The 25,819-nt window shown below is 40.6% G+C and carries 31 protein-coding genes; 24 read left to right on the top strand and 7 right to left on the bottom strand.

Annotated features, from left to right (window positions below; translation table 11 throughout):
- The first annotated feature begins 18 nt into the window (after window positions 1-18).
- Entirely contained in the window at window positions 19-1,068 is a 1,050-nt protein-coding gene (locus CSV60_RS00960) for a YkvI family membrane protein (RefSeq protein WP_099635746.1), read from the top strand.
- A 39-nt stretch (window positions 1,069-1,107) separates the two neighbouring features.
- Here CSV60_RS00960 and hmpA read toward each other — a convergent pair whose 3' ends face one another.
- Window positions 1,108-2,295, bottom strand: a complete 1,188-nt coding sequence (gene hmpA, locus CSV60_RS00955; protein ID WP_099635745.1) for an NO-inducible flavohemoprotein — start codon at window positions 2,293-2,295, stop codon at window positions 1,108-1,110.
- Window positions 2,296-2,509: 214 nt separating this feature from the next.
- Here hmpA and CSV60_RS00950 point away from each other — a divergent pair, with 214 nt between their 5' ends.
- Together CSV60_RS00950 and CSV60_RS00945 are read left to right on the top strand one after the other, a co-directional pair.
- Window positions 2,510-2,956: an RrF2 family transcriptional regulator gene (locus CSV60_RS00950; RefSeq protein ID WP_099635744.1), complete on the top strand. Its 447-nt coding sequence runs from the start codon at window positions 2,510-2,512 to the stop codon at window positions 2,954-2,956.
- 52 nt (window positions 2,957-3,008) lie between these two features.
- Window positions 3,009-3,935 (top strand): manganese-dependent inorganic pyrophosphatase, encoded by a 927-nt coding sequence (locus CSV60_RS00945; protein WP_099635743.1) that lies wholly within the window; start codon window positions 3,009-3,011, stop codon window positions 3,933-3,935.
- Between the two features lie 50 nt (window positions 3,936-3,985).
- Here CSV60_RS00945 and CSV60_RS00940 read toward each other — a convergent pair whose 3' ends face one another.
- Entirely contained in the window at window positions 3,986-5,365 is a 1,380-nt protein-coding gene (locus CSV60_RS00940; protein WP_099635742.1) for an FAD-dependent oxidoreductase, read from the bottom strand.
- A 99-nt stretch (window positions 5,366-5,464) separates the two neighbouring features.
- Between CSV60_RS00940 and CSV60_RS00935 the strand changes: the two genes are divergently transcribed.
- Window positions 5,465-6,175: a DsbA family oxidoreductase gene (locus CSV60_RS00935; RefSeq protein WP_099635741.1), complete on the top strand. Its 711-nt coding sequence runs from the start codon at window positions 5,465-5,467 to the stop codon at window positions 6,173-6,175.
- Window positions 6,176-6,345: 170 nt separating this feature from the next.
- Here the strand turns inward: CSV60_RS00935 and CSV60_RS00930 are convergent, their stop codons facing one another.
- The gene (locus tag CSV60_RS00930; RefSeq protein WP_233189498.1) at window positions 6,346-6,861 is read right to left on the bottom strand and encodes a YceI family protein; all 516 of its coding nucleotides are present in this window, start codon (window positions 6,859-6,861) and stop codon (window positions 6,346-6,348) included.
- A 166-nt stretch (window positions 6,862-7,027) separates the two neighbouring features.
- On the opposite strand from CSV60_RS00930, the gene murB reads away from it, so the two are divergent.
- On the top strand, window positions 7,028-7,948 hold the full coding sequence (gene murB, locus CSV60_RS00925) for a UDP-N-acetylmuramate dehydrogenase (protein WP_099635739.1): 921 nt from the start codon (window positions 7,028-7,030) through the stop codon (window positions 7,946-7,948).
- Window positions 7,949-8,205: 257 nt separating this feature from the next.
- Here murB and CSV60_RS00920 read toward each other — a convergent pair whose 3' ends face one another.
- On the bottom strand, window positions 8,206-8,880 hold the full coding sequence (locus CSV60_RS00920; RefSeq protein ID WP_099635738.1) for an adenine nucleotide alpha hydrolase family protein: 675 nt from the start codon (window positions 8,878-8,880) through the stop codon (window positions 8,206-8,208).
- A 295-nt stretch (window positions 8,881-9,175) separates the two neighbouring features.
- On the opposite strand from CSV60_RS00920, the gene CSV60_RS00915 reads away from it, so the two are divergent.
- The 9 genes from CSV60_RS00915 to CSV60_RS00875 all read left to right on the top strand — a co-directional run bounded on the left by CSV60_RS00915 (window position 9,176) and on the right by CSV60_RS00875 (window position 16,528).
- Entirely contained in the window at window positions 9,176-11,590 is a 2,415-nt protein-coding gene (locus CSV60_RS00915; RefSeq protein ID WP_199175223.1) for a Na+/H+ antiporter subunit A, read from the top strand.
- On the top strand, window positions 11,577-12,002 hold the full coding sequence (locus CSV60_RS00910) for a Na(+)/H(+) antiporter subunit B (RefSeq protein WP_099635737.1): 426 nt from the start codon (window positions 11,577-11,579) through the stop codon (window positions 12,000-12,002). Before CSV60_RS00915 ends, CSV60_RS00910 begins: the two co-directional genes overlap by 14 nt.
- Window positions 12,002-12,328: a Na(+)/H(+) antiporter subunit C gene (locus tag CSV60_RS00905; protein WP_099632448.1), complete on the top strand. Its 327-nt coding sequence runs from the start codon at window positions 12,002-12,004 to the stop codon at window positions 12,326-12,328. The genes CSV60_RS00910 and CSV60_RS00905 overlap by 1 nt, the downstream gene beginning before the upstream one ends.
- Window positions 12,321-13,805 (top strand): Na+/H+ antiporter subunit D, encoded by a 1,485-nt coding sequence (locus tag CSV60_RS00900; RefSeq protein WP_099635736.1) that lies wholly within the window; start codon window positions 12,321-12,323, stop codon window positions 13,803-13,805. Before CSV60_RS00905 ends, CSV60_RS00900 begins: the two co-directional genes overlap by 8 nt.
- Window positions 13,806-13,820: 15 nt before the next feature.
- Window positions 13,821-14,303 (top strand): Na+/H+ antiporter subunit E, encoded by a 483-nt coding sequence (locus tag CSV60_RS00895; protein ID WP_099635735.1) that lies wholly within the window; start codon window positions 13,821-13,823, stop codon window positions 14,301-14,303.
- Entirely contained in the window at window positions 14,300-14,584 is a 285-nt protein-coding gene (locus CSV60_RS00890) for a Na(+)/H(+) antiporter subunit F1 (protein WP_099632451.1), read from the top strand. Before CSV60_RS00895 ends, CSV60_RS00890 begins: the two co-directional genes overlap by 4 nt.
- Window positions 14,562-14,936: a Na+/H+ antiporter subunit G gene (locus CSV60_RS00885; RefSeq protein ID WP_099632452.1), complete on the top strand. Its 375-nt coding sequence runs from the start codon at window positions 14,562-14,564 to the stop codon at window positions 14,934-14,936. The genes CSV60_RS00890 and CSV60_RS00885 overlap by 23 nt, the downstream gene beginning before the upstream one ends.
- A 91-nt stretch (window positions 14,937-15,027) precedes the next feature.
- Window positions 15,028-15,390 (top strand): ArsR/SmtB family transcription factor, encoded by a 363-nt coding sequence (locus tag CSV60_RS00880; RefSeq protein WP_099632453.1) that lies wholly within the window; start codon window positions 15,028-15,030, stop codon window positions 15,388-15,390.
- A gap of 40 nt (window positions 15,391-15,430) precedes the next feature.
- A complete protein-coding gene (locus tag CSV60_RS00875) occupies window positions 15,431-16,528 on the top strand; it encodes a GNAT family N-acetyltransferase (protein WP_099632454.1) in 1,098 nt (365 codons plus the stop codon).
- A 31-nt stretch (window positions 16,529-16,559) separates the two neighbouring features.
- Here the strand turns inward: CSV60_RS00875 and CSV60_RS15735 are convergent, their stop codons facing one another.
- Window positions 16,560-16,715 (bottom strand): lmo0937 family membrane protein, encoded by a 156-nt coding sequence (locus tag CSV60_RS15735; RefSeq protein WP_143560718.1) that lies wholly within the window; start codon window positions 16,713-16,715, stop codon window positions 16,560-16,562.
- Between the two features lie 119 nt (window positions 16,716-16,834).
- Here CSV60_RS15735 and mntR point away from each other — a divergent pair, with 119 nt between their 5' ends.
- The 5 genes from mntR to CSV60_RS00850 all read left to right on the top strand — a co-directional run bounded on the left by mntR (window position 16,835) and on the right by CSV60_RS00850 (window position 20,023).
- Window positions 16,835-17,242: a transcriptional regulator MntR gene (mntR, locus tag CSV60_RS00870; RefSeq protein WP_099632455.1), complete on the top strand. Its 408-nt coding sequence runs from the start codon at window positions 16,835-16,837 to the stop codon at window positions 17,240-17,242.
- A 15-nt stretch (window positions 17,243-17,257) separates the two neighbouring features.
- Window positions 17,258-18,109, top strand: a complete 852-nt coding sequence (locus tag CSV60_RS00865; RefSeq protein WP_099635734.1) for a CvfB family protein — start codon at window positions 17,258-17,260, stop codon at window positions 18,107-18,109.
- Between the two features lie 66 nt (window positions 18,110-18,175).
- A complete protein-coding gene (locus CSV60_RS00860) occupies window positions 18,176-19,063 on the top strand; it encodes a DUF1002 domain-containing protein (protein WP_099635733.1) in 888 nt (295 codons plus the stop codon).
- A gap of 55 nt (window positions 19,064-19,118) precedes the next feature.
- The gene (locus CSV60_RS00855; protein WP_233189497.1) at window positions 19,119-19,436 is read left to right on the top strand and encodes a GNAT family N-acetyltransferase; all 318 of its coding nucleotides are present in this window, start codon (window positions 19,119-19,121) and stop codon (window positions 19,434-19,436) included.
- A 113-nt stretch (window positions 19,437-19,549) separates the two neighbouring features.
- Complete coding sequence (locus CSV60_RS00850) at window positions 19,550-20,023, top strand: DUF4064 domain-containing protein (protein WP_099635732.1); 474 nt, start codon at window positions 19,550-19,552, stop codon at window positions 20,021-20,023.
- A gap of 183 nt (window positions 20,024-20,206) precedes the next feature.
- Here the strand turns inward: CSV60_RS00850 and CSV60_RS00845 are convergent, their stop codons facing one another.
- Entirely contained in the window at window positions 20,207-20,704 is a 498-nt protein-coding gene (locus CSV60_RS00845) for a GNAT family N-acetyltransferase (RefSeq protein ID WP_099632459.1), read from the bottom strand.
- A gap of 273 nt (window positions 20,705-20,977) precedes the next feature.
- Here CSV60_RS00845 and CSV60_RS00840 point away from each other — a divergent pair, with 273 nt between their 5' ends.
- From CSV60_RS00840 to CSV60_RS00825, 4 genes are all read left to right on the top strand, one after another.
- Entirely contained in the window at window positions 20,978-21,370 is a 393-nt protein-coding gene (locus CSV60_RS00840; RefSeq protein ID WP_233189496.1) for a hypothetical protein, read from the top strand.
- A gap of 169 nt (window positions 21,371-21,539) precedes the next feature.
- Complete coding sequence (locus tag CSV60_RS00835) at window positions 21,540-22,322, top strand: helix-turn-helix domain-containing protein (protein ID WP_158232962.1); 783 nt, start codon at window positions 21,540-21,542, stop codon at window positions 22,320-22,322.
- A gap of 57 nt (window positions 22,323-22,379) precedes the next feature.
- Window positions 22,380-23,162 carry a membrane protein insertase YidC gene (gene yidC, locus CSV60_RS00830; RefSeq protein ID WP_099635730.1) on the top strand — a complete coding sequence of 261 codons (783 nt, stop codon included), beginning with the start codon at window positions 22,380-22,382 and terminating at the stop codon, window positions 23,160-23,162.
- A 63-nt stretch (window positions 23,163-23,225) separates the two neighbouring features.
- Entirely contained in the window at window positions 23,226-23,474 is a 249-nt protein-coding gene (locus CSV60_RS00825) for a hypothetical protein (RefSeq protein ID WP_099632463.1), read from the top strand.
- Window positions 23,475-23,513: 39 nt separating this feature from the next.
- On the opposite strand, the gene CSV60_RS00820 is transcribed toward CSV60_RS00825, so the two are convergent.
- Window positions 23,514-24,674: an MFS transporter gene (locus CSV60_RS00820; RefSeq protein WP_099632464.1), complete on the bottom strand. Its 1,161-nt coding sequence runs from the start codon at window positions 24,672-24,674 to the stop codon at window positions 23,514-23,516.
- A 172-nt stretch (window positions 24,675-24,846) separates the two neighbouring features.
- On the opposite strand from CSV60_RS00820, the gene CSV60_RS00815 reads away from it, so the two are divergent.
- Window positions 24,847-25,782, top strand: a complete 936-nt coding sequence (locus CSV60_RS00815) for a M15 family metallopeptidase (protein WP_099635729.1) — start codon at window positions 24,847-24,849, stop codon at window positions 25,780-25,782.
- The last annotated feature ends 37 nt before the right edge of the window (window positions 25,783-25,819 follow it).

Raw genomic sequence — 25,819 nt, 5'->3', positions numbered from 1 at the left:
AGAAGAATAGGGGAAATTATGAAGAAGATACTGAAAATGGGTAGTGCGTTTATTGGAATTATCGTAGGGGCAGGATTTGCATCCGGTAATGAAATCATGACGTATTTTACGAGTTTCGGCTACTTAGGTATGATTAGTGCTGTAATTTGTACGGCGCTCTTCGCTTACTTAGGCATGACATTAACGCGTCTTGGAAGTCGATTGCGAACAACTTCACATAAAGACGTGATTTACAAAATCAGTGGACGCTTTTTAGGCATAATAGTGGATGGTGTTATCATCTTTACACTATTTGGTGTAGGTGTAGTTATGCTAGCGGGTGCGGGTGCCAACTTACATCAGCAATTTGGCTTGCCGACATTTGTAGGTAGTTTACTGATGATTGTGTTAGTGTTCTTGACGATATTATTAAACGTAGATAAAGTGGTTGCTGTAATCGGCAGTGTGACACCATTTTTAATTATGACAGTAGTTGTCGTCTCTGTTTACAGTATTGTCACGATGGATACAACTTTCGCAGTTCTTGATCCTGTTGCAAAAGCAGTGCCAACAACATTGCCTAATTGGTTCATATCAGCAATTAATTATGTGTCATTTAATATTGCGGTAGGTGCTTCGATGACTATTGTCATGGGAGGGGCGGAAAAAGATGAAAAGATTGCGGCGCAAGGTGGATTCGTAGGTGGTCTTGGATTAGGTATTTTAATTCTGTTAAGTCATTTGGCGCTTTTTTCGCAAGTGGAGAATGTGGCGGGAACAGATCTACCGATGCTTGCTATTATCAATAATATTTCCCCAATCTTTGCAATCTTCATGGCGGTTATTTTATACGGTATGATCTTCAATACAGCAGTCAGTATGTTCTATGCGTTTGGTGCACGATTCATCCAAAGTGGTACGATGAAGTTTAAGTTATTCGTAGCATTTTCATTAGTAATTGGCTATGCATTAAGCTTTCTAGGATTCACAAATTTGGTTAATACACTGTATCCGGTTGTCGGCTATTTAGGTTTGTTTTTAGTTGTGGCACTCCTTAGGGCTTCGATCCGTATGCCGAATAAAATATAAATATACCCCCGCGGGAAAATTTGCGGGGGTTGTTTGTGCTTAAACAGATTGTAATTGAAGGGCTACAGCTGGTCCGAAGAACTCGAAGTGAATTTTCTCTTCCGGAATACCCATGGCATGAAGCTGTTGAAGAACGAACTCCATGAAGCCAGTTGGTCCACATACATAGACATCACTGCCTGCAATCACGTTTTCTTCTAAGAACTTACGTGTGAACATGCCGTCTCCCTCTTCTGAATAAAGCGCTTTGTACGTAGAGTTTGGCAGTTTGGCATTTAATTGCTCTAGTTTATTCGCAAATGCTTGTTGGCTACGTGTACGTGCAGAGTGCAAGAATGCCACTTCACGTTCAGGAGACAAATCTGCGATAGTTGAATACATAGCTTTCATTGGTGTAATACCAACTCCACCGCTGATTAATGTGACAGGTGCTGTGCCAGTAGGATCTAGATAGAAGTCGCCTGCTGGTGCGCTCACTTCGACGATGTCGCCTACACTTGCATGTTCATGCAAGTAGCATGATACTACACCCTTTGGTGATAATGTATCTTCACGTTTAACCGAGATACGGAAAGTCTCGTCGTTTGATTTTTGAGACAAGCTGTACTGACGATTCACAATATTTTTCGCGCCTGGGATTTCCATGCGGATCGTAATGTATTGTCCTGGTAAGTAGTATGGCAATTTTTTACCGTCAACAGGTTTTAAGTAAAATGAAGTAATGACATCACTTTCTTCTACTTTGTCGACAATTTCGAAGTCTTTAAATAAGTGCCATCCACCATCAGCTTTTTTTGTATTCTCATACATATCTTTTTCTACACCGATGAAAGCGCCAGCGATTACGCCATAAGCGGCTTCCCATGCATCTATAATTTCAGGCGTTGCTGCATCGCCAAGTACTTCTTTGATTGCTTTTAACAAATACTCTCCGACAATTGGATAATGTTCTGGCAAGATTCCAAGAGATACGTGCTTGTGCGCGATTTGAACAACCACCGGTAGAATCGCTTCTAGGTTATCAATATGTTGCGCTGCCGCGTATACTGTGTTTGCAAGGGCTGTCTGTTGACGACCTTGAGATTGGTTAGCATGGTTGAATATATCTAGTAATTCGGGATGAGCCACAAACATGTTTTTATAGAAAGCCGTAGTAATAGCTGTTCCGTGTTCCTCTAGTACTGGTACTGTGGATTTGATAACATCGATAGTTTTTTGATCTAACATTGATGATACACAACCTCTCCGTATTTGATATCTCTATAATAAATCATTTAGAATTCAAAAGCTATATATAAAATACATGTTTAAAAATATATTGTGAAAGTTGTCACATTATATTCAATAATTAGTCATGCTATTACGTGTAACGACCAGTGCCAATCCATGATTTTTCAATTGAAAATGCTATAATAATGAAAGAATAGAAAGTGGTGAAATTATGCGTTTAACAATGTATACAGATTATTCGCTGCGTGTTCTGATTTTTTTAGCTTCCAAGCCATCGGATGAACTGTCTACAGTACAAGAAATCTCGGATGCATATCAAATCTCGAAAAATCACCTCACCAAGATAGTCCACGAATTAGGAAAACTGGAACTGATCGAAACCATTCGTGGCCGCGGTGGTGGAATCCGTCTCAGTGTGGATCCAGCTAGCATGAATGTAGGTAAACTAGTCCGGAAAATAGAAGACGATTTCCACTTAGTCGAATGCTTTGACCCCAGTAAGAATATGTGCGTGTTGTCTCAAGCTTGTCAGCTAAAGGGTGTATTATACGAAGCGCTTCAAGCTTACTTCGCCGTGCTAGATCGTTACACGATTGCCGATTTCCTTCATAATAAGGAAGAAATACAATCTTTACTATTTCCCACTAGTCAATCCTGAATAGTGTGTTAGAATATAGGTAGTAAACAGAGTGAATTAGGAGGAATTAAATATGTCAAAAGTGTTAGTCATTGGGCATAAAAACCCAGATACAGATTCTATCGCATCAGCGATTACGTATGCCTATCTTAAACAACAAATCGGAATGGATGCAGAAGCTGTTCGACTAGGGAATATTACGAAAGAAACAGCGTATGCACTTAAAACTTTCGGTTTTGAAGCACCCCGCTTAATTGAAAGAGCCGCACCTGAAACATCTCAAGTCATCTTAGTTGACCATAACGAGAGACAACAAAGTGTGGATGACTTGGATGATGTACAAGTATTGGAAGTAATCGACCACCACCGTATCGCGAACTTCCAGACAAACGATCCATTGTATTATCGTGCAGAGCCAGTAGGCTGTACGGCAACGATCTTGAACAAATTATTCAAAGAGCATGGTGTTGAAATTCCGAAAAACATTGCCGGTTTAATGCTTTCGGCAATCGTATCGGATTCATTATTATTCAAATCGCCAACATTCACAGATCAAGACCAAGTAGCTGCTGAAGAACTAGCTGCAATTGCGGAAGTAGATGCTGCAGCCTACGGTTTGGATATGTTGAAAGCTGGAGCAGACTTAAGCGCTGTACCTGTCAAGGATTTAGCTAGTCTAGATTCGAAAGAATTTATATTCGGCGATGTGAAAATGGAAATTGCACAAGTAAATGCAGTGGACTTGCAAGACATTCTTGGTCGACAAGATGAACTAGAAGCGGAGTTAAATGAAGTGATCGAGCAAAAAGGGCTAGATTTATTCCTGTTTGTTGTGACGGATATCATCAATAGCGATTCCGTAATCATTGCGCTAGGAAACGAAGCCGAACGTGCAGGATCTGCATTCAATGTAGCCTTCAATAATAATTCCGCTTTGTTAAAAGGTATTGTTTCACGTAAGAAGCAAATTGTGCCTGTATTGACTGAAGCACTTTCTTAATCAATAGACTGTCATGGAAATCGGTAACCCGATCTTCTATGACAGTTTTTTTATCCTAAATCTACTGGTTGTGTAGCGGGACCTTCCAACACGGTCCCGTCCGCACGAAAACGAGATCCATGACACGGACAGTCCCACGTTTGATCTCCTTTATTCCAACGGGTACGACAGCCCATATGCGTACAAATTGGGGAGTCGGTCCGGGCGATATGTCCACCAGCAAATTCCTTTACGGTACGTCCGGCCAATAGTAAAGCCCGGCTTGACAAGGAGCCGAAATCTGTTCTACTAGGAGAAAATAATTCGCTTGCGGCATGCGGTCTTCCGATAATCGCATCCGAAATAATTTCTGCGCAGGCTAAGGAATTAGATAGTCCCCATTTTCGATAGCCTGTACTAATGTAGACGTCTGGCGAAGAGTCTGAAATTGCGCCTGCATAAGGCACTAAGTCCGGTGTGGACGGGTCCTGAGCTGACCATTTGTAGACAACTTCAGGATGTCCCAATGTCGTTTTTATATCCTCCGTTAAGCTGTCGTAATGTAGCTGTGTTTCTTTTTCCGAACCAGCAGGATGAGATTGGGCAGCTAGTAACAAGTAAGATTGGTCGTCGATCGTCGCTGTCCGTATCGAACGTTTCGGCTCATCTACCGAGATATATTGATGGTCAAATAAAGTATCTGTTTTTGCCGCGGCGATATAGGAGCGCTCGACATCTAGTTTAAGAATTTGCATGCCTTCTAGTGCTTCAATGGGGTAATGTGAACAGATAACTAGTTGTCGATAATTGACTACCTTAGATGAAGAGAGTTTGACAAAATAACGATCAGTATCCAGGGCAGCAACTTGTGCATGTTCAAATATACGTGCGCCTTCTTTTACAGCGAGCTGTGCTAATCGCTGTCCAAAACGCACTGGATGTATTTGTGCTTCGTCTTCAATCAGTAAAGTATGAGCGGTTTCAAAAGGTAAGTAGGATGCATTCCCCGCAAGTATAAATGGTATCCCAATCGCCTCATATGCTTTTTTCTCCGCAAGTAATCGTTCCGTACCTTCAGTTGTTTGAGAATATAGCGCGGAGTGTGCGGTTTTCAGTTGATCTGCTTCCGCGATGGATCGTGCGAAATTAATGGCTTGTTCATTTGTATTGAAATATTGTTTTGCGCTTTCGACACCAAACTGTTCAATCATATCCGCATAGACTAGATCATGTTGTGCGGTTAATTTACCTGTAGAATTTCCTGTTGCTCCATGCAGTAAACTGTTTTTTTCGAGCAACACGACGTCCTTTCCTTGTTTAGACAAAAAATATGCATTTGCTATGCCGCTCAGACCGCCTCCGATGATTAGCACATCACAAGTTAAATCATCATCTACAGTTGGATAGGTAGACTGCGGATAAGCGGTGGCAAGCCATAAAGATTGATTCATTCCGACACCTCATTCTGTGAATTTATATAATCCAAGCATTAACATTGTTGCCAACTTTACTTGAATCTAAAATAGAGAATAGAAAGGTGGGGCAAAAAAATGTTAATTGAAGTATGGTCGGATTATGTTTGTCCGTTTTGCTATATTGGAAAGAGACGTTTGGAGCATGCGTTGAAACAATTAGGGCTTGAAGAGAAATCGGAAGTTGTATTCAAGGCATTTCAACTGGATCCAAATACGCCAGTAGCTTCAGATCAATCATTAGTAGACGGGTTAGCTAGTAAATTCAAAGTCACCAAACAAGAAGCAGAAAACATGCTGAATAATGTTAAAGAGCAAGCAAAAACCGTTGATCTTCACTATCAAGTGGATCGAATGAAAACGTCGAATACGCTCGATGCACACCGTCTAGCGAAATTCGCAGAGACGCGCAATGTAGAGAAAGGAGTGATAGAGCGTCTCATGCATGCTTACTTTGTGGAAGGGGAACGTATCGATACGGAGGAAGTACTCGTAAGGATTGCAACAGAAGCTGGATTAGATGCAAGGAAAACTAAAGATCTGCTTCATAGTGATGATTTCAAGGATGAAGTAAAAGAAGATATTGAAGAAGCGCGGGAAATTGGTGTCCAAGGTGTGCCATTCTTTGTCATTAATCGAAAATATGCTATAAGTGGAGCGCAGCCTACGGAAGCATTTGTTGATGCGCTTGAGAAGATTGCAGAAGAAGAGAAGGGGACAAAACCTAAGTTGCAAGTAGTTGGCACAGATGATGGCGGGCAGTGTGATGATGGAGCTTGTGATATCTGAAAAAAGTTAAATAGTTAAATTGTTTTTTGGGACTGAAGAAAACTCTGAAAAATTAAGCGGAGTTTTGTCTTCAGTCTTTTTTTGTGGGTTACTAGTCTGTTTGAAGCAGTGTATTAGTTAATTGTAAGTGGATTCGTCCCATCGGAATAGTAATCAACAGTGCTTTCACATTATCTTTCATCTTTGCAAATTGCTACTAACATCTTGATATCAATAATATCTCCAACCATTACACCACCAGCTTCGATTGCACGGTTCCACATTAATCCGAAATCTTTTCGTTTGATTTCACCCTCGACGAGATATGTAGCACCGAATACGGTAACTTCTTGAGGAGTGATGCAAAATATGGCTCTTTTGCTCGTGTTTTTAACAGTCAAGTCACCGGACATTTGATATCTACCTTCTGTATCGTTGTAAATTGTGCGGGAAGAGAATGTCATTTTGGGGAAAGTTTCGGCATCAAAAAAGTCCGCGGAGCATAGATGTAGATCACGGTCTCTATTCTTTGTATCAATTGAAGAAACGAGTACTTGAAAACTAATATTAGTTTTCGTCAAATCCGCTATGTTACCTTGTAATTCTCCTGAAAACTCTTCAAACGTTCCCGTGACAGTTGATACCATCATATGTGGAACGGAAAAGCCGACAGTGGACGCCGTGGGATCTACTTTCCATGTATTCACTTTCACTCCTCCTTATGGATAGTTAGTTAGCTAAACTGTAATTGAAAAAACAAAAAAAGTCAAAATGAAAAACCTTGTCAAAAGGACTGATTGCAAGCATACTAATAGGGGGATAAGATTGTTTCCGTAAAACTGGAGACACGTATACTGAAAGGACTTGATGTAGATGTCAAAACATCGATGGTTTGAAGATCTTCAAAAGAACATACAAAACGGTTGGTTATTACTTGATGAGCCATTAAACAAATATACGAAAACACGTCTGGGTGGTAAAGCGGATGTCTTCGCAGCGCCTGGCACAATAGAAGAAGTGCAAGCGATTGTTAGCTATGCTTATCAGCATAAAATTCCTATTTTGTTGCTCGGGAACGGTTCCAATATGGTCGTTCGTGACGGTGGCGTTCGTGGAATTGTAATGTATATGGCGAACCTAAATCATATCGAGATTGATGGTAATAGAATGATTGCGGAAGCTGGAGCAAATATTATCGATGCGTCTAAGGAAGCAGCGATAGCTTGTTTAACGGGTCTAGAGTTTGCTTGCGGGATACCAGGTTCAATTGGTGGTGCAATGGCAATGAACGCAGGAGCGTACGGTGGAGAAATTAAAGATATTATTCATCAAGCGACTGTAATGGATGACACAGGGAAAATTTTCAAGCTTTCAAAAGAGGAGTTGGAACTAGGATATCGTAAGAGCATCATTACTACAGAAGGCTATTATGTTCTATCCGCAGAATTTTGGCTCACGAAAGGTGAACAGTGTGAAATCGATGCGGCAGTTGCCGACTTAACATTCCAACGTGAGTCAAAACAACCGCTTGAATATCCGTCAGCTGGAAGTGTGTTCAAGCGTCCACCAGGTTACTTTGCTGGGAAGTTGATTCAAGATAGCGGCTTGCAAGGCAAAGGCTTTGGTGGAGCTGAAGTGTCTACTAAACACGCGGGATTCATCGTCAATAAAAGTGATGCCACAGCAGCAGATTACATCCAAACAATTGAGATGGTCAGAGCGGAAGTAAAAAAGAACTTCGGGATTGATCTGGAGATGGAAGTGAAGATTGTAGGGGAAGAACTTTCTGAATAATAGAAGCGACAGGAGCTGTCCGCGATGTCATAACGACCTCTCGGGACAGTTCTTTTCTGATATGAAAAATTGGGAAAATAGCTGGCTAATTGATGAGAGGGAATTGATGTTTCAGATGGGATTTTTCCTAGAGGACTTGTTAGCCGGGAAACGTTCCATCGTACTACCTACTTAACTCGCATTAAATAAATTCTTAGATCTGTGCCTTAAATCCATGCAAAAAAGAGGGGGCCCGTTTCTAGCCACCTCTCGTGATATTAATTTTGTATCTTGCATTGGATCTTGCTTGGGTCGAGTACTTGGTCATCTTCTATCTGCACCTGGCATATCTTACTGTTTTGCATGAACTTAAAAATTCCGTTGTTAAAATCGGTCCCAATCTCCTTAAAGAAGATTCCCTCATACTGCGCATGCTTCGAAAGCGTGAAGTTGATACGAAAGCCGTCGCCATCGGAAATCAAATATGCACGTACGCCTTTTTCAAACGATCCTTCGATCTCACTCTTTATCGCACGATCAACCGACACGACATGGAAATCAACAAATGGAATCTCTCTCAATAAGACGTTCATGAAAGAGCCTTTTGTGATTTCTTCCCAGCGACTTTGCGCGGTCTGTCCGATAATAATTTGTGTAATGCCGTATTGGTGAGCCACTTCTTTGATAACTTTTGCAGCTGGACGCTTCTCATCGTCGCGGATAATGAATGCTTCGACATCCAATTCTTCCGCAAGTTCTTGCCAACGGTCTATATACTCTGATTTCTCTACATCAAAATCATCTAGTGGTGCAGGGTCGACTGTCAGGATATAGAGCGGACAGTCCATGATTGTTGCAATTTTATATCCTCTATTAATGAGACGTTCACCATTTGGACCGTAATACACACAAACGAGAATTCCCTCGTCCATACGGCTTTTCATTTTGCCCATAATGACTCATCACCTCTTCAAATTCAATAAACTAATTATTACTGGTTCACACTTTAGGAGGATGCTTTCCGCTGCAATTCCGCCAGAGAACCTCATCCTATATAGGATTACGAACGTAGCCTTACTGTATACTAACCGCGCTTTTTATGCGGTTTTTACTAAAGTAGTGTATACTTTCGAGTAGGGAATGTACATTTTGCTTAGAGTCCCATTATGCATAACGTACAGTGTTCAGTCAAGAGTCTCTGAGTATTCTATTGACATTAATAATCAATTAATTCTAGGAGGTGTTGGATTGATAACCGTCTTACTGGCAATATTCATTCCATTTATCGCAGCTTGTTTGGTTCCATTTATACATAAATTTTTGACCGGTAGTCGGATTGGTTGGTTTGTCATCACCATTCCAATTTTCTTGTTTGTCTTACTGATTCGTCTTGTTCCTTCGCTTTCTGAAGGAGCTTCCTATTTATACACGTTGCCTTGGATACCTTCTGCAGACGTCTATTTTTCCACACATTTGGATGGACTAAGTATAATTTTTGCTTTATTGATTACAGGAATTGGTAGTCTGGTTGTATTGTATTCCATTTACTATCTTTCAGAACGGGAAGCGATCGGTCGCTTTTATACATATTTACTGTTGTTCATGGGAGCTATGCTAGGCGTCGTGTTATCCGATAATCTAATCGTCCTGTATGTGTTTTGGGAATTGACGAGCATTTCTTCCTTCTTACTCATTGCTTTTTGGTATCACCGAAAGCAGTCAAGATACGGAGCAAAGAAATCGATGCTGATTACCGTCACTGGCGGCATTTTCATGTTAGTCGGATTTTTAATGCTATACACCATTACAGGAACGTTCAATTTACAAGAGTTAATCGCTATGCGAGAAGTGATTGCGGCAGATTCATTGTTTGTACCTGCTATGTTGCTTGTGTTAATTGGCGCATTCACGAAGTCCGCACAGTTCCCTTTCCATATCTGGCTACCTGACGCAATGGAAGCCCCTACGCCTGTTAGTGCCTACCTACACTCCGCTACGATGGTTAAAGCGGGTATTTATTTAGTAGCGAGATTTACCCCGGTCTTCGCAGGTGATACGACGTGGTTTTATGTCGTATCTTGTGTAGGGTTATTGACGATGTTGTGGGGATCTGTCAACGCGGTAAAGCAAACAGATTTGAAAGCCTTGCTCGCGTTCTCAACAGTGAGTCAACTGGGTATGATTATGAGTTTGCTTGGTATCGGCTCATTGGCATTTGCTTCTTCTGAAAGCACGCACATCGCGTTATTCACCGCTGCTACATTCGCTGCATTATTTCATTTGATTAATCATTCCACCTTTAAAGGTTCTTTATTTATGGTCGTCGGAATTTTAGATCACGAGCTAGGTACACGTAATATTCAACGACTTGGTGGCTTGGCAACGATTATGCCCATTACATTTACTATTGCACTGATTGGCAGTTTTTCCATGGCAGGACTACCACCATTTAACGGCTTCTTAAGTAAGGAATTATTTTTTGAAGCGATGCTGTCATTAAAAGAAGCGAATCTATTATCAGTGGATTCATTGGTGTTGTTGTTCCCAATCATTGCATGGATCGGCAGTATATTCACGTTCATTTATTGTATGATCATAGTATTTCAGACGTTTTTCGGCAAAGTACATGCACCGCTTCCTGGACATAGACCTGCTCATGAAGCACCGATTCAGATGTTGATTTCACCTATGGTACTTGGCAGTCTGGTCGTACTTATTTTCATCTTCCCGAATCTGCTCGGTACGTATATTTTAGGACCAGCAATGAATGCGGTATATCCGCAATTTGTGGGGTTGCCTGGTCTAGTTCCAGAAATACGAGTGTGGCATGGCTTTGGGATGCCAATCTTCATGACAATCGGTGTAATTATCGCAGGGATTTTATTGTATGGTTTCTTGCGTTACTGGAAAGGGATTTACAGTTTGGGCTTTTTACAATGGACGCTTGATCGCTCCTATAATGCATTATTACAACGAATTGAACGACTGGCTTCTGTAGTGACGAAAACGTATATGACTGGTTCAGTGCGAGATTACGTTGCGTATATCATGCTGTTTTTCATTACTCTGGTCAGTATAGGTTTGCTTGATTTTCAGCAATTCGTTTTCGACTTTTCGAATGATGCGGAAATTGAGATGAATGAAAGTATCATTATTTTCGTTATGATGTGTTCAAGTGTAGCGATTTTATTTGCTAAATCCAGGATTACTGCCATTGTTCTTAACGGTGTGCTTGGCTATTCTATCGCCATTCTATTTGTTGTATTCCGGGCACCAGATCTGGCGTTGACGCAAATAATTGTCGAGACGGTTACAACCGTACTATTCTTATTGTGCTTCTATTATTTACCGGAATGGAAAAACGAGCATAAGTCGATTTCCATGCGAGTACGTAATGGGTTGATCGCGGTGGCTTCCGGCGTGGCTGTTACTGTTATCGCTTTGCTCGTGCAAGGCCATTCGTTGTATCCGTCTATTTCCGTCTATTATGAAACAGCATCACGGCTTGCAGGTGGTTTAAATGTAGTGAATACGATACTTGGTGACTTCCGTGCATTCGATACGATGCTTGAAGTATTGGTATTATTTATTGCAGGTCTCGGTGTCTTTTCATTAGTCAAGTTGCGTCGCAAGAAGGGAGTGGATCACCCTGAAGAAAAATGATGTGATCTTACAAACGGTGACGAAGATCGTATTCTTCATTATCTTAACGTTTGGCGTGGAGCTTTTTTTATCAGGACATAATAATCCAGGCGGTGGCTTTATTGGCGGACTGGTGCTCTCTTCTGCGTTTGTATTATTGTATTTAGTGTATGACATAGAAACAGTTCACCGAGGAACGCCTTTTGATTTTAAGCGAGTGGCGGCATTTGGTGTGTTTCTTGCGGTAGGTACAGGAATGCTGTCGTTGTTGTTCGGTGAGTCTTTCCTGTCACAAACCACTTGGCTTGTGGACTTACCGGTTTTTGGTGAGACAGAACTTGGAACGATGACAATTTTTGAAGCAGGAGTCGCACTGACTGTCCTCGGTGTTGTCGTGACGATTATTTTGGGAATCAGTGAGGATGTGGAGTAATGGAGACATTAATTACCCTTCTGGTAGGTGTGCTAGTGGCAGTAGGCGTTTATTTACTTTTATCAAAAGAAATGTTGCGAATTATTTTGGGAACAGCAATTCTGTCGCATGCCATTCATTTATTATTATTGACGATGGGCGGTTTAAAAAAGGGCGAGGTCCCTTTGCTAACAGAGACTGCAGCGGAATATACCGATGCATTGCCGCAAGCGTTGATTCTGACAGCGATTGTTATCAGTTTCGCGGTGACAGCATTTTTACTCGTATTATCGTACCGTGTATATCAAGAGTCTGGACTTGGATTGCGAGGGCAAGAAGATGAATAATATATTGGTATTGCCTATGATCTTGCCTGTTTTAGTAGGTGTGATGTTAGTATTCCTACGCCCTTATATTCGTGTTCAACGTATACTTAGTGTGCTGACGACGATAGCTTCTGCTGCTGTGGCAGCCTATTGTCTCCAACATATTCACCTGAACGGCATCATGCGTTTGGATTTTGGAGATTGGTTACCACCACATGGAATTTTGTTTGTGGGCGATTCCTTCGCGATGTTATTAGTATTAGTTGCGTGCGTCGTTTCCAGTATAATTTTGCTGTATGCATTCGCTACGACAGGGATTGAAACAGAAGTGATGTTTTTCTATCCCTTCTTCCTATTTTTAGTGGCAGGAGTCAATGGCTCATTTCTGACTGGCGATTTATTTAATCTATTTGTTTGTTTTGAAGTCATGTTACTAGCTTCCTATGTACTGCTGACTCTTGGAGGACGTAAAACACAGTTAAAAGAAGGTATGACGTATGTATTGATCAATGTGCTGGCTTCTTGGTTCTTCTTGTTGGGTATCGCATATGTATACGGTGTACTAGGCACGTTGAACATGGCACATATTGCTGTACGCGTAGCAGAAACGGGACAAGGACCTCTGTTGACGCTGATCGCGATTATTTTCTTGATCGTCTTTAGCTTAAAAGCGGGCTTGCTACTTTATTTCTGGCTGCCTGGTTCTTATTCCGCACCTCCTATTGCGGTAGCGGCACTGTTTGGCGCATTACTGACGAAGGTCGGTATTTATGCGTTGTACCGCATGTTCACATTAATATTTATACATGATCCAGTTATCTATAAAATCATTGGCGTGCTAGCCGGTGTCACAATGATCGCGGGTTGTCTCGGAGCGATTGCATATTCTGATATACGTCAGATCGTCTCCTATAACGTCATCATTTCCGTTGGTTTTGTGTTGACAGGTCTGGCGGTTGCTACGAATACTGCATTTCAAGGTGCGAGCTATTATTTGATTCATGACATGGTGAGTAAAGCGTTGCTATTTTTATTGGCGGGGACTGTCGTATATTTGACAGGACGTTCGAAGTTCAATGAAATCAGCGGCTTAATTCGAAATTATCCGTTAGTCGGTTGGTTATTTTTCTTAACGATGCTTGCGATTTCTGGAATCCCGCCATTCAGCGGATTTATTGGAAAAGTATACATAGGGTTAGGTGTAATTGAAACGGGCTCTTACGTGTTGCTTGCAGTGTCGTTTTTATCGAGTATCGGAGTATTGTATTCACTTCTTCGTATTTTCCTCAATAGTTTTTGGGGCGAAACCATAATTAGTGAGGATGATCATAAGCCTTTTCAAAAGACGATTGGTTTGCCGCTTGTATTACTTGCAATACTCGTAGTTGGATTAGGTATAGGTGCAGAACTGCTGTCGCCTTATATAGAAGATGCGGCCAATGCCTTAACAAATCCGGAACAGTATATACGTGCTGTGATGGGGGACAATTTAGAGTAGGGAGGGGGAGACGACATGCCGTTACAGCTTCTGCTAAATTTATTCATTGCATTTTTATGGATGACGCTGATGGATGAGGATGAACTGAGATTCACGACATTTTTCATGGGGTTTCTAGTCGGACTTGGCATTATCTTTGTCATGAGTCGGTTTTTCGATACGCATTTCTATTTACGCAGAGTATATGCTGCGTGCAAGCTCTTGTTAATCTTTATAAGTGAACTAACGCAGTCCAGTATAGTAGTCATCTCCCAAATCATGAGACCTACACTACGTATTAAGCCAGGTATTTTTAAATACAAGACGATTTTGACGAGTGATGTGGAAGTGACCATGCTGTCTATGCTTCTCACCTTAACACCAGGCTCGGTCGTGATGGAGGTATCTTCTGAGGGAAATGAGTTATATATTCATGCAATGGACGTGGAAGAGTCGCGGGATGGATTAATTAAGCAACTGAAGAACTTCGAGAAAGCGATTATGGAGGTGACACGATGATAGCAGGTATGCTGACAATATCGGTCATACTATTCGCGCTGACTATTTTGGTGGCAGTCATCCGAATTATCTTAGGTCCTTCCCTACCGGATCGTGTGGTAGCACTCGATGTAATCGGTGTGAATTTAATTGCTACAATTGCCGTCGTGTCGGTGATTTTAAATACAAAAGCATTTTTGGAAGCGATCTTGATCCTTGGAATTCTTTCCTTTATCGGAACGATCGCATTTTCAAAATTTATTGAGAGGGGGAAAATAGTTGAACGGGAGCGAGATCGGTGAATTTATAGGGGCTTTGTTGATTTTGACAGGGGCTGTTGCCAGTATGTTGAGTGTCTTTGGGTTGATCCGCTTACCGGACGTCTATACTCGGTCACACGCGGCAACGAAAAGTTCGACGTTGGCAGTGTTATTGACATTGTCCGGTTCATTCGTTTATTTTCTCTTCTCCGAAAACTTTATTAGCGTACGATTGCTTCTTGGGATCGGCTTTGTATTTTTAACAGCACCGGTAGCGGGGCATGTAATTATCCGTGCTGCTTATCGATCGAAAGTTAAGTTGGCGGATATTTCCACAGAAGATGAATTATATGAAAAAATCCATGGACAAAACACAGGAGATACAAAGCAATAGTTGATTCAAATGAACAGGAGAGTCAATTGATTTTTTACTGTCCTATCTATATAATTACCGTAATCTGTAGTCGACTGAATGGGGTGATAAAGTGTTAAATCAAGATGCTTGTGAAGTAACCGTTGTGCACGAAGATGTAGTTCGTAAAATTCGAAAAGAGCTTCCTGATGTAACGGAGATGGTACAAATCTTTAAAGCACTAGCTGATGAAACACGTTTGCGGATTGCTTATTCACTGACATTGGAATCAGAAATGTGCGTCTGTGATGTAGCGGCAGTGATTCAATCTTCATCCGCTACCGCTTCTCATCATTTACGTTATTTACGGGATCATTCAATGGCTAAATCGGAAAGACGTGGAAAAATGGTATACTACTCTTTGGCAGACGAGCATGTTGCGGACTTAGTGAAAATTGCATACGAACATGCAATTGAAGCCCAGCAAACGATATAATATCATGTGAGCCGCCTGTAGTCATGATGGGGGAATTTTAATGCGCTTACAAGAATGGACGATAGAAGAACAAGATTTACTTATTCAGTTTATGACGACAAACTCATGGCCTTACCATGATAGTAGTCAGCCAGGTCGCGAGTTGCTTGAAAAGTCGATTGAAGAAGGCGGCTATGCATCTGATGACGTAAAGACATTCTGGATTGAGAATAATGAAAACGAAAAAGTGGGAATCGTAAAAGTCTATGACTTACAAGAAGATGTACCATTATTCGACTTGCGGATTGCTGATCATTTTAGAGGTTATGGTTATGGTTCGCGAGCGCTGAAAAAACTTACGCAATACGTGTTCGAATTACCGGAGCATAAGATTCGTATAGAAGGACATACACGCCATGATAATGCGGCTATGCGTAAAGCGTTTGAGCGGGCCGGTTTTGTAAAGGAAGCACATTTGCGCCAAGCATGGTTCCTTCCGAAAGAGAATACGTATTATGATGCGGTAACATATGGAATGACGAGAGAAGATTATGAAGCTGGAACAACAACGCCTGTGCGTTGGGAAGACCGAGAACGTGATGTTAAGAGCATACCCGGTTTTAAAGAACAGCTACAATCTGAACGGCTACATATTCGAGCGCCTGAATTAAACGACGTGATGGATGTTTGGGGTGCGGTATCACATTCAATGCCTACGTTACGTAAGTGGACTGGATGGGCGCAGAAGGATATGACGATTGAAACGACGGAGGAATATGTACGCCATTCAGTTTCTGAATTCATCAGTAGAAAATCTTTGAACTTTCATCTGTTTTTAAAAGAAACGGGTGAATTCATTGGTTGCGCAGGTTTCCATCATATCGATTGGAGCATTCGTAAGTTTGAAGTAGAGTATTGGCTGGATACAAAGTTTGAAGGTGAAGGCTATATGACAGAAGCGATCAAAGAACTTGTGGAGTTTGCATTTACAGATTTATCGGCTGTGCGGATTGAATTGGTTTGTGATGAGAACCATAGTAAAGGTCGTGCAGTAGCAAAACGAACAAATTTTGAACTGGAAGGGATTTTACGCAAAAATGCCCCTTCTGCGAATGGGCAAGGCCTACGCAACACATGTGTGTATGCGATAGTTACCTGATCACAGAAGGAGCACTTTAAGCTAGTTTTCACTATATCGAACGTCTTCCAGTTATTAATTGAATGACAAAGATAATGCCAGCAATTACTAAAAGTGTGTGGATTAAGCCACCGCCAATATTTGCTACTAAACCAATTACCCATAATGCTATTAGAACTACGATAATAAGCCATAATAAACGACCCATGATGAATCAACTCCTTTTCATTGTTATTTGCTATGTAAGTATATTACCCACCCTTTCAAATCTTAAACTTTTAAGATTTGAAAGGGTGGATGTTGAGAGTCAAATGAGGAGGCGATAGTTTGGCTACACCGAGTATGGAAGACTATATAGAACAAATTTATTTACAATTAGAAACAAGAGGTGAAGCGCGTGTGTCCGACGTGGCAGAGGCGCTTTCGGTACTCCCTTCGTCTGTAACCAAAATGGCCCAGCGGCTGGATCGTGAAGGCTATGTACACTATGAGCGCTATCGGGGATTGGCATTGACAGAACGCGGTTTGCGCTTTGGTAAAAAACTTGTGCATCGCCATGAATTACTGGAACAATTCCTGCGTATCATAGGTGTGGAAGAAGAAAATATCTATGGAGACGTAGAAGGGATTGAACATCACTTAAGTTGGAATGCGATGGATCGTATTACTGACCTAGTAGAGACACTTGAGTCTGATCCTGAATTTATAAAAAAATTAAAAAGTAAAGCACTCTAGAGAGGATTGTCCTATATGACATTATTACAGCCAGGTACACTTGCAACGCTCAAAATACTTCGCAAAGAAGGATCACGCTTTGTATTGGACGCTGCCGGAGAAGAAATCTATATGAATGAATCCGAAGCACCCGATGCACAAGAGCATTCGACAATAGAAGTTTTTCTTTATATCAACAGAAGAGGCGAACTAACAGGTACTGCGCAAATTCCGTCCGTTACAGTTCATTCATTCGGATGGGCAAAAGTTATTCGTTTGGACAGAAATGAAGGGGCCTACGTAGATATTGGTGCATCTTTTGAAGTGCTAATCAATCGAGCGGACTTTCCACAAATCAAAGAACTATGGCCACAGCCAGGTGATGAATTATATATGACGCTACGTTCAGATCCAGGCGGCAACTTGTTCGGACGTCTAGTGACTGAAGAAAGAATCCAGGAGCACTATACAATAGCGGAAGCAGATATGTACAATCAGAATGTCAAAGCAAGAGCGTACCGCTTGCTGCCAATCGGTACGTTCCTATTGACAGAAGACATCCAACGTATTTTCGTTCACGAAACAGAGCGTAAAGCTGAGCCGAGGCTAGGTGAAGAAGTAGATGTTCGGATTATTGAAGTCCATGAAGACGGCACAATGAACGGCTCATTATTACCAAGGAAACAAGACCGTTTACAAACAGATGGCGAACAAATTTTAGCGTATTTGCACCAGTCGGGCGGTAAAATGCCATTTACCGATAAATCTACTCCTGAAGAAATAGATGAGATGTTCCAGATGAGTAAGGGTGCCTTCAAACGTGCACTTGGTACGTTGATGAGAGAACGAAGAATTACACAAACAGACGGTTGGACAACACTTATATAATCATAAACGCAACTTTCTTATGAGCCTCAACGTATCTATACATATAGAACAAGGAGGAATGACTGTATGAAAAAAAGATTAGCCTCTCTACTGACTTTCATGATGATGGTCGCAATCATAGCACCGGCTGTGGTATCAGCAGATAAAGTCATCAATGAAAAACTGGGAGTTCCGATTGTAGTATATGGTTCAAATTTATCGGATAGTGAAAAAGCGAGTGTTAAAGAAAGTTTAACAGTCGCTAATGAAGCTGAAGTGGAAGAATTATCAGTGGACGGCAATGATTTAATCAAGTATATTCCTGGCGGTGACCGAAATGCCCGAATGTATTCTTCTGCCAAGATCACTAGACAAGAAGAAGGCGAAGGCCTTGTCATCAATATTGTGACGCCAGACAATATTACGCAAGTAACGACAGACATGTATGCAACGGCTATGACGACAGCAGGTATTGAAGACGCCATAGTAGAAGTCGCGGCTCCCAAAAAGGTAACGGGTCATTCTGCTCTCGTTGGAATCTACAAGGCATATGAAGTGTCAGGAGAGGTTCTTGATACTGAACGTACAGATGTAGCAAATGATGAATTGAGTCTAGCAACGAAGCTTTCAGAAAAAGCAGGCGTTAATCAAGATGAAGTAGCTAAATTGCTAACGGAAATAAAAAAACAGATTTCGGAACAAAAGCCGGCAACGAAGGAAGACGTAGAACAAATTGTCCATGATCAATTGCAGAAATTTAATATAGAGTTGAACGAAGCAGATCGTCAATTGTTAATTGACTTAATGGATCGTATTTCTAAACTTGATATCGACTTCTCGAAGCTTAACGAACAACTCTCTGACATGACATCAAAAATTAAAGATAAATTAGGCAATATCGATCCAAGTTTCTGGGAAAAGGTAAAAGAGTTTTTCAGAAATATGGCGGATTCTCTTAAATCTTTGTTTAGTTAAGTTGTCATTGTGGTACGTTACAGAGTAGACGTATAACTACAAAGGAGGGATATGCATGAGTGAAAATAAAGATATTGAGCAGCGTGAAGGGATTGATTTTGAGCTCGTGAAGTTAGGCGGATCGAAGTACGCGTATCAATATAAAGTAGCGGACGATGTGAAAGCGGAAATCGAGTGGACTGAAGAAAATGGGATTATGACGATGACACATACCTATACAGACAATTCATTACGCGGCCAAGGTGTCGCCAAAAAATTGCTTGACCAAGCAGCCGATAATGCACGTGAAAAAGGATTAAAGATGAAAGCGGTTTGTTCGTATGTCGTGAATGCGTTCGACCGAAGTGATGAATACAACGACGTAAAAGCATAAGTGGTTTTACTGAATGGCTACGCGTTAAAAGTTCCCCATCACTTTATGAAACTTTTCTCATTTTTGTACGTATAGTTAATAGAGAAAAAACTAGCAGAAGAGGATGAAGTGGAATGATTAATCGTACGGCAGAGCGCGTACTCGGTATCATATCGGCTGTTTTATTGACACTGAGCGTTTTAGGTGCTGCGTTAGTAGCGTTCATTTGGAATATGGCAAGCACGGATCCAACATTCATGGATGAATTCCGTAAAGGCATTGTGAGTGAAGGAGTATTAAACACTGAAGAAGTGGATATGTTCATGTCGTTTATGGGCTCTTTTTCTACTATCATATGGGTTTTGGTAGTGGTAGCATTTATAGGTTTAGTATTGAATATTATCGGTCTAGTAAAGGTTTGGAACAATAAGAATCCAAAAACGGCTGGTATATTATTCATTATTGCAGGCCTGTTAGGTGGATTCCTATCCTTGCCATCCATCCTACTCTACATCGCGGCCATTCTTTGTTTCACAAAGAAATCCCCAATGGCTCCAGAACCTTCATCTGATGAATACGTCTCAACACAATCTAACTGGATGAACTAAATACTAACTGACATTAAAAGACCCTTTTCTTTAAGAAAAGGGTCTTAAGTATACGTTCTAGTAGTTACTCTGTAATTAAAGAAAACATGCTAGTTTATTTTAAGTGAAAGACGACCATACTCACTAGAAAGTGTCCGATTGAGTAGTAAACGGTGTCTTTCTAGTAACTCATCTACACTTTGGTCAAGTATGTGCAGGTTGTGTGATGGGCAATGAATAATGAAGAATGTTCACGGAAACACCTTCAAATAATTCAGGGAACGACTCAACAAAATTAAATCCTTGTTTTGCATAAAATTCTTGAAGTGCTATATCATTTTGATCGACATACACATCGACATTTACAGCTTCCTGTAACGTTACAAGTGCTTCTTTTAACAATGCTTCCTCGTATCCGCTATTCCAACACCCAGGAAGCATATGAAGCGCTGTTAATTCACTCTCACCATCTACATCAATCGGCGTATAGCTTAAATATCCGATAGAATTCCCTAGCTCGTCTATTGCGAGCAATACCATGGTCTTTTCCAATTGCTTCTTCAGCATTAAATCAGAATACGTACGCTCAATATATGCTTTGATCACTTCTGTAGGTATATGTTGTTGAAATGTATGTTGCCATGCCGTATGGGCAATCTGTTGAACATCTGGAATGTCTTCTACTGTCATTTTACGAATCATAGTGATCTCACCTCTAGTTCTCTTTCTACATAGTATAACAAATTGGGCTTTGCAAAACTACTATGCGGTGAAAACACTAACGACACCTGAAGTAATTCATAAACTATGATCTATTCGTAAAATAAGAAATGATCTTCAAAAGTCATTTGCATCCTAAGTTTAAAATTACAAAGCAACTAACCAAGCCGTAGACGTTTGAAAGTAAGACTGTGGGGTATATTAAGCAGTAGGTAGAAATTCGCTACAATTACATTACGATGGAGGATGGTAAATATGGCTAAAAAATCAAATGGGTTATTATTCGCAACACTTGCAGCAGGTGCTTACGCTTTCTTTAGTAAAAAGGAAAATCGTGATAAGGCAATGGAAACAGTAGGTGTGTTGAAAGAAAAAGTAGACACATTTGTTAATAACAATAAATTGGTTGACCAAGCGACTGAAAAAGTTGGACATTCAGATCCGACAGATTTGAGAGATAACAACATGGTATCTGAGGGAGCACAGACAAGTGTTCATTACTACAATCAAGAAGTACAAGATCCAGATAAAAATGCCGCAAAAAAAGATGGTCTTTACAAGAAAAACGAAGATACGAATGATAACAAACCGCTATATAACAAAGATGAATCAACTAAGGAAGCGGAAAAAAATAATAAATCCAACTAAACCTCATCATAGTAAAATACTAAAAGCGCCCCTTATAAAGGGGCGCTTTAATACATATATAGCGTTAACTACATAAGGGGTAGATAATTGTGGGGGATAAGGTAAAATAATGTATATATAGTAATAGATCTTGCGTAGTCATATATATAGAATGAGTGGGGTGATACTCATGACGAGCAAGAATATAGAAGCGTCTAATTTGGATTTGATCCGTGTTATTGAGAAAGAGGGAAACACAGAGCAAGCAAAGTTGTTTTTTTATCTAGAAAAAGAATTTCTTACGCAGATCTTCAATCTGGAGAAAGACGGTGCACGTTCTAGTCTTAAGGAAATAAGGGAGATTCTGTATGAATATAAACCTAGACATTCATATGAAATAGTAAAATATTATTTTATTATCCTTTCTTCCATTATCACAAGACGCTTACAAAAAGAATCTATTTTTACTGAAGAAAATGCCTTTATCTTTAATGTGGCTTGTATAGAAATGATCGAAACCAATCTGCATAGAGAAAACTTGGTGGAAATTGGAGACGAATTAGTCGAGTTTTACTGTTACATCTTGAAAGGAAAAATAAAACCTTCGCTGTCGCATGAAACGGTTAATGAAGTCATTCAGTACATAAATGAAAATGTTAAAAATCCATTAATCGTTGATGAAATTGCAAAACATTTCAATGTTAGTACAAGTCACCTCTCTCGCATTTTTCGAGAACATACATCTGTTACATTAGTAGAATATATTACAATCCGTAAAATCGAAGAGATACAGTTTTATTTACGTTTCTCTACTATAAAGATTGCAGAAATTGCAGAGAGATTTCATTTTTGTAATCAAAGTTATTTCACACGTGTCTTTAAGAAGTATACGGGATTAACGCCTAGACGCTTTCGGAAGGAACTAGATAGAAATTACTTTCAATTTACTTTAAAAAAAGGTGATTCACTGTAAATTTACCGCTGTTTGCTGTATACTTTTCTTTAGTTTGAGATAGCGTAGGTGAAATCATTGAAGAAAAGAATAGGACTCGTAAGTTTACTAGCAATTACTGCTGTGTTTTTAAGTGGTTGTTCAGGTGTAGAAAACAAAACAGGTATTTTTTACAGTACATTTGTTAGACCGATGGATTGGTTGCTTCATTATCTAGGGGAAGCGTTCAATGGGAATTATGGCTTTGCGATCGTACTGATTACCGTAGCGATTCGTGTAGTTTTGATGCCGTTGATGTTAAAGAACTATAAATCTCAACAAGAGATGAAGGTAAAGATGGATGGATTAAGACCAGAAATGGAAGATATCCAAAAGCGTATGAAAGCATCTAAGGAAGCTCAGGATAAGGAAGAGCAAATGAAACTTCAACAGGAAATGATGGGATTGTATTCTAAGCATGGTGTCAATCCGTTAAACATGGGTTGTTTACCGCTTGTAATTCAAATGCCAATCATCATGGGCCTATACTTTGCTATACTTTATGCACCACCTGAAGTGAAAAATCATGAATTCTTATGGTTTAAACTAGGTGAACCAGATATTATTATGATGTTAGTAGCCGGAGCTGTATACTTTGTCCAAGCACGCGTGTCATTGTGGACGATGCCTGAACAGCAACAGAAACAAATGAAGTTATTTATTTACATGTCACCTATTATGATTATGTTCATTTCGTATACTGTAATGGCTGCATTACCACTCTATTGGGCAGTCGGAGGATTACTGTTAATTTTCCAAACGTATCTTGGACGTAAATTTTACTTTAAACATGTTGAACCGCCAGTAGCGGAAGAAAAGTAAGGTACTCTGAAAGCTGGTGCATACCGGCTTTTTTTGTTGCCAACAATGGAGAGGAAGAGTTGCATGAAATTGAAATGGATCATGGGCTTGGCAATTACAGCTTCTGCCGCAGCAGCGCTGTACTTTATCATCAAGTTAAATTTAGAATTCGCCATTTTGTTCATGCTAATCATGTTTACCTTCACCAATGCCGCACGAACCATTATGTATAGAAACGAAGGTTTGATGCGTGAAGCGAAATGGATGCTTTGGATGGCACTAGGTTTCGGAGTAGGTTCACTAGGAGCATTAGCGTACATCTTACTGTTTTAAGCAAAGGAAAGGCCGCAAATAAAACAGCGGCCTTTCCTTTTATTCAATTTTACGAGAAATATGATGCCTTGTTCCAAAACTTACCGTCAATGCTCCTACGGAACAAAAAGCCATAACGAGGAATGCAAGGCGGGGTGACTGGTCATACAAGTATCCGGCAGGGAATGTCAAAATCGCGATACTGAGACTCAATGCCACGGCTGCATAGACACCTTGCGCAGGAGCGATGAGACGATGTGGCACGCTCTTTGATAGGTATTGAATGAATGCAAAATGTGCCATGCCGAATGATACCGAGTGAAGAACTTGTGTTGCAATAAATACACTAGTCATAGGGAAGAGAAAAATGGAAATCCAACGAATGGAAGAACCAATTGCGGCTATTAGGAAAATCGTCGACGTCTTAACACCGGTAAGCAAACGATCCGCCTGTGTGAAAAATATGATTTCAAACAGCACTGCGATATTGAGGATCAATCCGATATAAAAACCGTTGATTCCCATGTCATCCAAAAAGATAAACCCATAGTTATAATACGAAGCATGTGAGCCTTGCAGTAAAATCGCAATACATAAGACGATTACAAACGATTTATTGGCGAATAAAGCTCGCAGCTGACCCTTCTGTGCTACGGAATCTCCAACTGGATGGTATTGCAATACGACAGGAACGGATTGAAAGGAAAATATCAAGCCCATACCGAGTCCGATGATCATCATATACAAAATAGCTTGTTCACTCCAGATTGCCGTTACCGTACCGATCAAGAGCAGGGCGACAGTGTAGCCGATTGAACCGAATGAGCGGCTCTTGCCATAATGAATTTGTCCATGTTGCATCAATAAAGATGCACCACTTTCCACGCTCGGAAGGATGATAGGATAAATGGAGCTGAATAAAACCGTCAATCCAAATAGAATCGCAAAAGGACTTTCGGGAATATAAGCAAGCGCGAGAACGAAGGATAAAAAAATAGTCCAACGTATAACACGCAGGAGTGACATATTTCGTGTAGCGTACGGAAATAGGAAGAACGTGGAAAAAGACCTAACGATCATCCCTACACCCATCATGACGCTAGCCTGTGTTACCGAAAGACCTTTTGCTGAAGTCAGCCAACCTGTCCAATAAGGTAAAAAGATCCCCCATGTAAAGAAAAATATAAAAAAGCTCATCGAGAGCCAACGTTGATTATTCACATGCACTACCTCACAATAATGGCTGAATCTTAAGTTACGTAAATACTAGCATAGACAGACGAAAAAGAAAAATGGTGATACACTAGAATACGTAGTTTGAAACAGAGCATAATTTGGATCTAAAATAGACTGGTAGTGTAATAAGCGATTTAGAAAGAAAGCAGGGTATAGCATGAGAAATAAAAATGATGAATATTCCGCCAAGAAGCGTAGGCGGAAAAACAAATGGATAGATGGTGGGATTGTTCTTCTCTTAATTATCCTTTCGGGTAGTGTGTTATGGATAGGAACGAACGGCTGGAGCGTAGAAAATGCGGTTGATCGTATTCAAAATGGATCAAAACCAACTGTCGACTTTCTAGAAATAGAAGGGCCTTCGGATTCAGAGAGTACCGGTCCGACAAAGCGTAGCCAGGAAAATACATCCCCATCAGACATGCCGAGTGAAGCGCCACTTCGGAAGCCAGAAGATCCATTAATCAGAGAAGAAATACAAGAAGAAAATTCTATAGGGCCAGCAGTGCCACAAAAACCAATAAAACCTTCCAATCCCACTGGTTATATAAAAGGGCAGAAGTTACCTAAAGAACCGAAGCTCATTAAAGGTGTATTACTTGTCAATAAACAATATCCTTTACCGAAAGACTATGCCCCTGGAGAAAGCGCAGAAGCGAGAGAAGCATTCAATGAGTTAGCAGCAGAAGCCGTTATATCGGGCATTAATCTGCAGGCGTTCAGTACGTATCGTTCGTATGAATATCAATCCACCTTATACAACCGTTATGTGGATAGAGATGGGCGAGAGGCGGCCGATCGTTATAGTGCACGCCCTGGATATTCTGAGCATCAGACAGGGCTTGCATTTGATATAGGTGAAGTCAATCATGAAAAACATTGGGCGTCGAATTCGTTCGGTGATACGGAAGCGGCTAAGTGGCTTGCTGCCAATGCCCATCGATTCGGATTTATCCTTCGCTATCCCAAAGGGAAAGAAGAAATGACTGGTTACATGCATGAATCTTGGCACTATCGGTATATCGGAAAAGATACAGCTGAACAACTATTTAAACGTGGCATTACTCTAGAAGAATATTTGGGTGTACGGTAAAAACAGCCGATAGAAGATCAGGATCTTCTGTCGGCTG

This window comes from Sporosarcina sp. P7 (genome assembly GCF_002743425.1).
In the GTDB taxonomy this organism is placed as follows: domain Bacteria; phylum Bacillota; class Bacilli; order Bacillales_A; family Planococcaceae; genus Sporosarcina.
This window is presented reverse-complemented; position numbering and strand designations above follow the sequence as displayed.

Excerpts from the sequence above, each read along its gene's own strand:
- CSV60_RS00960 (WP_099635746.1), top strand. The coding sequence starts at position 19 with ATGAAGAAGATACTGAAAATGGGTAGTGCGTTTATTGGAATTATCGTA.
- hmpA (WP_099635745.1), bottom strand. The coding sequence starts at position 2,295 with ATGTTAGATCAAAAAACTATCGATGTTATCAAATCCACAGTACCAGTA.
- CSV60_RS00950 (WP_099635744.1), top strand. The coding sequence starts at position 2,510 with ATGCGTTTAACAATGTATACAGATTATTCGCTGCGTGTTCTGATTTTT.
- CSV60_RS00945 (WP_099635743.1), top strand. The coding sequence starts at position 3,009 with ATGTCAAAAGTGTTAGTCATTGGGCATAAAAACCCAGATACAGATTCT.
- CSV60_RS00940 (WP_099635742.1), bottom strand. The coding sequence starts at position 5,365 with ATGAATCAATCTTTATGGCTTGCCACCGCTTATCCGCAGTCTACCTAT.
- CSV60_RS00935 (WP_099635741.1), top strand. The coding sequence starts at position 5,465 with ATGTTAATTGAAGTATGGTCGGATTATGTTTGTCCGTTTTGCTATATT.
- murB (WP_099635739.1), top strand. The coding sequence starts at position 7,028 with ATGTCAAAACATCGATGGTTTGAAGATCTTCAAAAGAACATACAAAAC.
- CSV60_RS00920 (WP_099635738.1), bottom strand. The coding sequence starts at position 8,880 with ATGGGCAAAATGAAAAGCCGTATGGACGAGGGAATTCTCGTTTGTGTG.
- CSV60_RS00905 (WP_099632448.1), top strand. The coding sequence starts at position 12,002 with ATGGAGACATTAATTACCCTTCTGGTAGGTGTGCTAGTGGCAGTAGGC.
- CSV60_RS00900 (WP_099635736.1), top strand. The coding sequence starts at position 12,321 with ATGAATAATATATTGGTATTGCCTATGATCTTGCCTGTTTTAGTAGGT.
- CSV60_RS00895 (WP_099635735.1), top strand. The coding sequence starts at position 13,821 with ATGCCGTTACAGCTTCTGCTAAATTTATTCATTGCATTTTTATGGATG.
- CSV60_RS00890 (WP_099632451.1), top strand. The coding sequence starts at position 14,300 with ATGATAGCAGGTATGCTGACAATATCGGTCATACTATTCGCGCTGACT.
- CSV60_RS00875 (WP_099632454.1), top strand. The coding sequence starts at position 15,431 with ATGCGCTTACAAGAATGGACGATAGAAGAACAAGATTTACTTATTCAG.
- CSV60_RS15735 (WP_143560718.1), bottom strand. The coding sequence starts at position 16,715 with ATGGGTCGTTTATTATGGCTTATTATCGTAGTTCTAATAGCATTATGG.
- CSV60_RS00865 (WP_099635734.1), top strand. The coding sequence starts at position 17,258 with ATGACATTATTACAGCCAGGTACACTTGCAACGCTCAAAATACTTCGC.
- CSV60_RS00860 (WP_099635733.1), top strand. The coding sequence starts at position 18,176 with ATGAAAAAAAGATTAGCCTCTCTACTGACTTTCATGATGATGGTCGCA.
- CSV60_RS00855 (WP_233189497.1), top strand. The coding sequence starts at position 19,119 with ATGAGTGAAAATAAAGATATTGAGCAGCGTGAAGGGATTGATTTTGAG.
- CSV60_RS00850 (WP_099635732.1), top strand. The coding sequence starts at position 19,550 with ATGATTAATCGTACGGCAGAGCGCGTACTCGGTATCATATCGGCTGTT.
- CSV60_RS00845 (WP_099632459.1), bottom strand. The coding sequence starts at position 20,704 with ATGATTCGTAAAATGACAGTAGAAGACATTCCAGATGTTCAACAGATT.
- CSV60_RS00840 (WP_233189496.1), top strand. The coding sequence starts at position 20,978 with ATGGCTAAAAAATCAAATGGGTTATTATTCGCAACACTTGCAGCAGGT.
- CSV60_RS00835 (WP_158232962.1), top strand. The coding sequence starts at position 21,540 with ATGACGAGCAAGAATATAGAAGCGTCTAATTTGGATTTGATCCGTGTT.
- CSV60_RS00825 (WP_099632463.1), top strand. The coding sequence starts at position 23,226 with ATGAAATTGAAATGGATCATGGGCTTGGCAATTACAGCTTCTGCCGCA.
- CSV60_RS00815 (WP_099635729.1), top strand. The coding sequence starts at position 24,847 with ATGAGAAATAAAAATGATGAATATTCCGCCAAGAAGCGTAGGCGGAAA.